At 55.2% G+C, this 5,822-nt stretch carries 4 protein-coding genes; 3 read left to right on the top strand and 1 reads right to left on the bottom strand.

From position 1 onward, the window contains the following. The 3 genes from ACWVCN_RS05065 to glgB all read left to right on the top strand — a co-directional run. On the top strand, positions 1-1,394 hold a 1,394-nt coding region (locus ACWVCN_RS05065; protein WP_455244431.1), incomplete at its 5' end, for an alpha-amylase family glycosyl hydrolase. A gap of 28 nt (positions 1,395-1,422) precedes the next feature. Further along, positions 1,423-3,069, top strand: coding sequence for a putative maltokinase (locus ACWVCN_RS05060; protein ID WP_455244430.1), 1,647 nt, complete (start codon positions 1,423-1,425; stop codon positions 3,067-3,069). Positions 3,070-3,130: 61 nt separating this feature from the next. After that, positions 3,131-5,068 (top strand): 1,4-alpha-glucan branching protein GlgB, encoded by a 1,938-nt coding sequence (glgB, locus tag ACWVCN_RS05055; RefSeq protein WP_455244429.1) that lies wholly within the window; start codon positions 3,131-3,133, stop codon positions 5,066-5,068. 102 nt (positions 5,069-5,170) lie between these two features. Here glgB and ACWVCN_RS05050 read toward each other — a convergent pair. Continuing rightward, positions 5,171-5,822, bottom strand: a 652-nt coding sequence (locus ACWVCN_RS05050) for a peptidoglycan-binding domain-containing protein (protein ID WP_455244428.1), incomplete at its 5' end; no start/stop codon positions are given.

The raw sequence follows: 5,822 nt of genomic DNA, 5'->3' as shown, positions 1-5,822 counted from the left end.
GGTATGAGATGTTTCCCCGTTCATCCAGCGGCAAGCCAGGAGGCCATGGAACCTTTAAGGACCTGGAAGCGCGGCTACCCTACGTCGCTTCGATGGGATTCGATGTGCTGTACTTGCCTCCGATCCATCCGATCGGGAAATCGTACCGGAAGGGAAAAAACAACGACCCTGCCGGCAAAGCCGATGATCCGGGAAGTCCTTGGGCCATCGGGTCACATGAAGGAGGGCACAAGGCGATCCATCCGGACCTGGGCACGTTACAAGATTTTCGTCGGTTGATCTCGCAGGCACGCAACCACGGCATTGAGATCGCCCTGGATATCGCGTTCCAGTGTTCGCCGGACCATCCCTACGTCAAGGAACATCGTGAATGGTTTCGGATCAGGCCAGACGGGACTGTACAATATGCAGAGAACCCGCCGAAGAAGTATCAGGATATCTTCCCCTTGGAGTTCGAAACCGAGCGGTGGAAAGAACTCTGGGATGAATTGAAGAGCGTCTTCGACTACTGGATTACTCAGGGGGTGAAGGTCTTTCGGGTAGATAACCCTCATACGAAATCCTTTCAATTTTGGGAATGGGTCATCGGAGAGATCCGTCGACAACACCCCGACGTGATCTTTCTCTCGGAAGCCTTCACCAGGCCGAAGCTCATGTACCGTCTGGCGAAGCTGGGGTTTACGCAGTCCTATAACTACTTCCCGTGGCGGAATACGAAGCTGGAGTTGACGCAGTACTTTACAGAACTGACGCAGACGGATGTGCGGGAATTTTTCCGCCCTAACCTCTGGCCGAATACCCCGGATATTCTCACCGAACATCTCCAGCACGGCGGGAGGCCGGCCTTTATGGCTCGGCTGGTACTGGCAGGCACTTTAGGTGCCAGCTATGGAATCTATGGGCCGGCATTCGAGCTGGGCGAACATCGTCCTCTGAAACAGGGAAGTGAGGAGTATCTGGACTCGGAGAAATATGAGATCCGGCAATGGGACCTCGATCGGCCGGATAGCCTCCGGGAATTCATCGGTTGTGTGAACAGTATCCGCCGGGAGAATCCTGCACTACAGAGTGACGGACGACTCCGGTTTCACAACGTCGACAACGACCAATTACTCTGTTACAGCAAGAGCACGCCGGACTGGTCCAACGTCATCGTGGTCGTGGTCAATCTCAGTCCTCACCATACCCATTCAGGATGGGTGGAGTTGGATCTCCTTGAGTTGGGATTGGAAGCCGACCGTCCCTTTCAAGTACAAGACCTGCTCACGAACGCCTATTACTTGTGGCAGGGACCAAGAAACTATATCGAAGTCAACCCGCATTCGGCACCGGCTCATATTTTCCGCATTCGCCGCCGGCTTCGAACGGAACAGGACTTCGACTATTACTTGTAAAGCCTGATGTAACACCGGAATACGGGGGATGTTGATCACAAAAAACAAATGGAAACAGTTCTTCGAGGGAGAATCTGCCGATGCGCTGATGAAGTCATTGCCCGCCGTTCTGCAACGAAAGCGCTGGTTTGGAGGCAAGAGCCGTCAGATCAAGGCGACGCGCATTGCCGAAAGAATCCCACTCTCCTGCAACGAGATTGAAGCAATGTTTCTGCTCGTCCTCGTCGTCTACACTGATGAGACGACAGAAACGTATCAACTGCCCGTTCTGGCGGCGTTCGGAGATGACGCCGCGCACATTCAAAGTTCGTCTCCTGAATCCGTTCTCGGCACCATCGAAAGACAAGAAGGCATTCCACAAAGTGGAATCCTTTACGATGCCGCTTGGAATCGCGAGTTCTCGCTCTCGCTTCTTCGTGCGATCGGTCAGGGTACTCGTGCGACGGGAACCGCGGGCGCATTAACAGCTTCGTCGACGAATGCCTACAAGGAACTGGTCCGGGACGGGACCACGATGAATCCGACAGTGTTGAAAGGTGAGCAGAGCAATACCTCCATCGCTTTCAGCGCGCACGTTATTCTGAAACTTTATCGGCGTTTGGAAGAGGGGATGAACCCGGACCTGGAAATCGGACGTGTGCTGACCAGTAAGCGTTTTCCGTACGTTCCGCCGATTGCCGGAGCTCTAGAGTATCGGCGTACTTCCGGCGAGCCGATCACGTTGGCATTGTTGCAGCAATTCGTTCGCAACGACGGGGATGCCTGGAGGCATAGCCTTGATGCCGTGGACCGATACATGCTGAGGGTCGTGGGAGCTCCGTACGGTGACGAGCAACCGCCCCAAACAGTGCTGTCGCTCCTTGACCTGGCACGTGACGAGTACCATCCTGCCGCACGAGAGTTGATCGGGCTTTATTTGGAGTCCGCCGAACGCTTAGGACAACGTACAGCCGAGCTTCATCTGGCTTTGAGCCAGGTCGAGAACGATCCGGCGTTCGCCCCCGAGCCGCTGCTCGAAACATACCGAAAATCCCGCTACGATCGGATGACGCTGAGCGCATCCGACACCTTCGCACTGCTGAGGCAACGAGCCTCGTCACTCTCAACAACCGGACAAGCCAAAGCCCAGCGTGTCTTTGATCTGAAGGCGGTGCTCGATCGAATCTATGGGGCATTTAGAAATCTTGAAGCGCCGGTTTCACGCATTCGTTGTCATGGAGACTATCACTTGGGGCAGGTCCTCTGCACGGGACCTGACTTTATGATAATCGATTTCGAAGGCGAGCCGGCCCGCTCGCTTGCGGAACGCCGCATGAAACATCCGGCCGTGGTGGACGTAGCGGGCATGGTGCGTTCGTTCCACTATGCTCCCTTTGCTTTTCTCGAGGGGAAGAGGACTGGCATAGCCGTCGCTTCGAACGAAATCCCGCAACATGCCGCCTTGTGGGCGCAATTTTGGTCTATGTGGGTAAGCGCCGCCTTCTTGAAAGCATATCTCGGCATTGCAAACGGCACTCGTTTCTGGCCGCAGGACGAGACGGTCGTCCGTCTTCTGTTCAACGTCTATCTTCTCGAGAAGGCCGTCTATGAATTGGGTTATGAACTGAACAACCGGCCGGACTGGGTTGAAATTCCGCTCGACGGCTTGAAGAACCTGCTGGAGACGATGGAGTAAGCGGCTGATTCAACCCCATCGGAACGGAGAACCGATTTTAGAACCATGAAGAGGTGACAGAATGGCACAGACGAGGAACGAAAAGAAGAAATCAACCGAAATGGAAATGACGTTATTGAGCAACGATGACCTGTATCTGTTCAATGAAGGGTCCCACTTCCATTTGTACGAAAAATTCGGGGCCCATCCCGCCACGCACGAAGGTGTAGCCGGGACCTATTTCTCGTTGTGGGCTCCCAATGCCGAGGAGGTGTCTGTGGTCGGGCTCTTCAATGATTGGAAGCCCGGCAAACATCCGCTGCGCCAGCGGGAACATTCAGGAATCTGGGAAGGATTTCTTCCCGGCGTGGAGAAAGGCGCACTGTACAAATACCACATCCGTTCCCGATTCCACGCCTACCAGGTCGAGAAAACAGACCCGTTCGCCGTCTTCAATGAAATCCCCCCCAAGAATGCGTCGATTGTATGGGATACGTCGTATGAGTGGCGTGATGGTGAGTGGATGAAAACAAGGAGCACCCGCAACAGCCTTGATGCACCGATGTCTATCTATGAAATGCATCTGGGTTCCTGGAGACGGGTGCAGGATGAAGCGAACCGTTCATTGAGCTACCGGGAACTTGCAGACGTGCTTCCGGCGTATCTGCGGGATATGCAGTTCACGCACGTGGAATTCCTGCCGATCATGGATCACCCCTTTTTCGGCTCGTGGGGTTACCAGACTACCGGCTATTTTGCGCCATCAGGCTGTTACGGCACGCCGCAGGATTTGATGTATCTGATCGACGAACTTCACCGGCATGGCATTGGAGTGATCCTGGACTGGGTTCCGTCTCATTTCCCCACGGACGGCCACGGACTGAGTTATTTCGACGGGACGCATCTGTATGAGCACGCCGATCCGCGCCAGGGATACCATCCGGATTGGCAGACCTACATCTTCAACTACGGACGCAACGAGGTCCGCAGTTTTCTTATCAGCAGCGCGGTGTATTGGCTGGACAAATATCACGTGGACGGGTTGCGCGTGGATGCCGTCGCCTCGATGCTGTATCTGGACTATTCCCGGAAGGAAGGCGAATGGATCCCCAACCAGTACGGTGGACGAGAAAACCTTGAAGCGATAGGATTTCTCCGCCGCCTGAACGAGGAAGTCTATAATAATTTCCCTGATGTCCAAACCATCGCGGAAGAATCCACTGCCTGGCCGATGGTCTCGCGGCCGACGTACCTCGGGGGATTGGGGTTTGGCCTCAAGTGGGACATGGGTTGGATGCATGACACGCTTGAGTACATGAGCCAAGATCCGTACTTCAGGCGCTTCCACCAGAACAAACTCACATTCCGCATGCTCTACGCCTTCCATGAAAACTTCGTGTTGCCCCTCTCGCATGACGAAGTGGTGTACGGGAAAGGCTCGTTGATCGGGAAGATGCCCGGTGACGATTGGCAGAAATTCGCCAATCTCCGTGTCTTATTCGGGTACATGTTCGCCCAGTCCGCAAAGAAGCTGATCTTCATGGGAGGGGAAATCGGGCAGTGGAGCGAATGGGCACACGATCACAGTGTGGAGTGGCACTTGCTGGAACAAGCCCCGCATAGCGGGTTACAGCGCTGGGTATCGGACCTCAATCGAATCTATCGAGGAGATCCGGCCCTTCACGAACGGGATTTAGATCCGGCGGGTTTTGAGTGGATCGATTGCAACGATGCCGAATCGAGTGTCGTCAGCCTCCTGCGAAAAGGAAAATCACCGGAGGATGTTCTCCTGGTGGCCTGCAACTTCACGCCGGTTCCGAGACCCAATTATCGAATCGGGGCTCCACACGGGGGATTCTGGCAGGAGATTTTAAATAGTGATGCCACACATTACGGCGGGAGCGGGTGGGGAAATCTCGGCGGTGTCGAAGCCGCGCCCATTCCACTGCACGGTCGCTCGCATTCGCTCACGCTCACGCTGCCGCCGTTGGGCATTGTGTTTTTCAAGCCGGTGCATTGACCGCCGTCACGGAAGAACCTCCTCCTTATGCGGTCAAGGCAAGGTAGGAAACGTTAATTCTGTTTGGAGGAAGAAATAATTTTCTCGAAATACAATCGTCTGTCAGCGGCGTGCTGTGAGTGCGTACCACGTCTTCGGTCCGACGACACCGTCTTGAGCAAGACCTTGTTTCCGCTGAAACCGGATGACCGCCCTTTTGGTCGCGGGGCCAAAGCGTCCGTCGACCGCTACCCGATGACCGGCCCGGCGTAAGGCTCGCTGGAGTTTGACGACATCTCGCCCCTTAAGAGGAGGCCGCCGTAACCAGAGTGACCGGCTCACCCGTGATGACGGGACGGGACGTTTAAGGGCAGCGTAGGTCGCGGGACCGACAACACCGTCTACCCGGAGTCCTTTTGACCGCTGAAACCAACGGACTGCCGCCGCCGTGTCCCGGCCATAGATTCCATCGACTCTGATCGGGAGGTCGTGTCGACGCAACAACCGTTGGACTTCTTTTATCCCTGACGGTCCTTTTCGTGTGAGGTTCAGCCGGTACGCGGCAGCACGTCCCTTCCTGACCGACGAACGTGAAGATCGCACGATAGTGGGGCGAGACGCGGAACTTCGTGTGACATGTGTGCGCGCAGATTTTGCTCTTGTGGCAAGGCGTTTTCGAAGTACTTCATTCTCCTGTGCCTTTGCTTCGACTTCCCGTTGCAAAGCGTGTTGCGTGCTTCTCAACTCCGCGTTTTCAAGGTCTAGTCGTTGCCGC

It is taken from the genome of Petrachloros mirabilis (assembly GCF_975968855.1).
Note: the sequence above shows the minus strand (reverse complement) of the source record. Positions and strands in the feature narration are given on the sequence as shown.

Coding starts and splice junctions, on each gene's coding strand:
- ACWVCN_RS05060 (WP_455244430.1), top strand. CDS start 1,423: ATGTTGATCACAAAAAACAAATGGAAACAGTTCTTCGAGGGAGAATCT.
- glgB (WP_455244429.1), top strand. CDS start 3,131: ATGGCACAGACGAGGAACGAAAAGAAGAAATCAACCGAAATGGAAATG.